Origin of the sequence: Bacillus sp. JJ664 (assembly GCF_036962205.1) — a bacterium.
In the GTDB taxonomy this organism is placed as follows: Bacteria; Bacillota; Bacilli; order Bacillales; family Bacillaceae_G; genus Gottfriedia.
The window spans coordinates 1-1,583 of the sequence record NZ_JBALMS010000116.1; the positions used below are offsets into that span (position 1 = coordinate 1).

1 protein-coding gene is annotated in these 1,583 nt (G+C 34.1%); it reads right to left on the minus strand.

Features of this window, described 5'->3' with window-relative positions; all coding sequences use genetic code 11:
• Positions 1-325: 325 nt before the first annotated feature.
• Positions 326-1,291 (minus strand): NAD(P)-dependent alcohol dehydrogenase, encoded by a 966-nt coding sequence (locus V7056_RS16580; RefSeq protein WP_499703523.1) that lies wholly within the window; start codon positions 1,289-1,291, stop codon positions 326-328.
• Positions 1,292-1,583: the final 292 nt, after the last annotated feature.

Below are 1,583 nucleotides of genomic sequence, written 5' to 3' on the forward strand. Positions count from 1 at the left end.
GCTAATAGTACTTTTTGATAATTTATAAAATCCTCTTTGATTGTATTTAGTTGGTCATGTTTATTCATTCAATTAAATTCCTCCACAAATCTGTTTAATTGTTTAAGTTGACGAACCATTGTACGGAAAACAATATACTATTGTGATATTCCGTGCAATATTGAGAAAGTAAATCGAGACGAATCAAAAAAACGACTCCCACATTTGGAAATCGTCTTTTATAGTTTTCTTATGTAACTATCGCGCTCTTTAGTTAATAAACATTTATTCACAAACAGCTAACCTACATTTCGTTTAAGAGGAAAATTATTTCTTCAATGACAATTTACTCTTCTTTGACTCTAAGAACTATCTTCCCCTTTGTACGTCCACCTTCAATGTGCCGGTGTGCCTCTATAATCTGTTCCAAAGGATAACATTTCTCAATAACAGATCTTAATTTTTCTTCCTCTACAAGTCCTCTTAAGAAATCCAAATCACTATCATTTGGTTTTGTAAAATGAATCTTTGCTTTCTTGCTACCTATTAATGAACCAATCATCAATTGAACAGGGTGGTATTTAGGGTAAAATAAATGTTCTGTAATATAAATACCTTTTTCGGTTAAAGAATGTAAACATCTGAAAAAGGTTAGTTTTCCAACTGCATCCAGAATAATATCATACTTTTTTCTATTATCCGTGAAATCTTCCTTTGTATAATCAAGAACATAATGTGCCCCAAGTTCCTTAACCCAATCAAGATTTGAGGTACTACAAACAGCAGTTACCTCAGCCCCAAAATAATTTGCGAGTTGAACAGCAAAGTGTCCTACTCCGCCAGATGCTCCATATATTAAGACTCTTTGTCCTTTCTTTAACTGTGCTACATCTCGCAATGCTTGCAACGCGGTTTGAGCAGCACACGGTATAGCAGCTGCATCTTCAAAAGTTATGTTTTTAGGCATATGACATAAGAAATTCTCACGTGGAGAGACAAATTCAGAATGAGATCCGAAGCAACTCCCGAAAACGTGATCACCAACCTTAAATTTACTTACATTTTTACCGACTGCCTCAATAGTACCTGCAACATCTATACCCAGTATTGGATTTTTCGGTCTTGTTAGTCCATTATCTAACCTTGTAGGAAAATAACCCTTCCGGTACAAATAATCTAAGGCATTGACAGATGCACTGTGAACTCTAATCAACACTCTATCTTGATCCTTGATGGACGGCTGTTCGACTTCCTTTATACCCAAAACCTCAGGGGGACCATAGGTACTATAAATAGCTGCTCTCAACTGCATTACCTCCATAATAATTCTATTTTCCTCGGTTAGAATTTGTCATCTTATGTGAATCTATGGTGCTCTTTCCCATAAAAAAGGAGGATGCACATGTATATCAACTGCAGCTAAAAATAAGCATTTGTATGAAAAAGTCAGATGATGATAATAAGTTATATTTTTATATATTCTTTTAATTTATTTTTATAACCTTATGAAAGTATTAAAAAACTTACGATAAATGAAGATTCATTACAACTGGACCGTCTGGAACAAACTGCCAAATGACACAAAAAAAAGATCAAAGAAACTA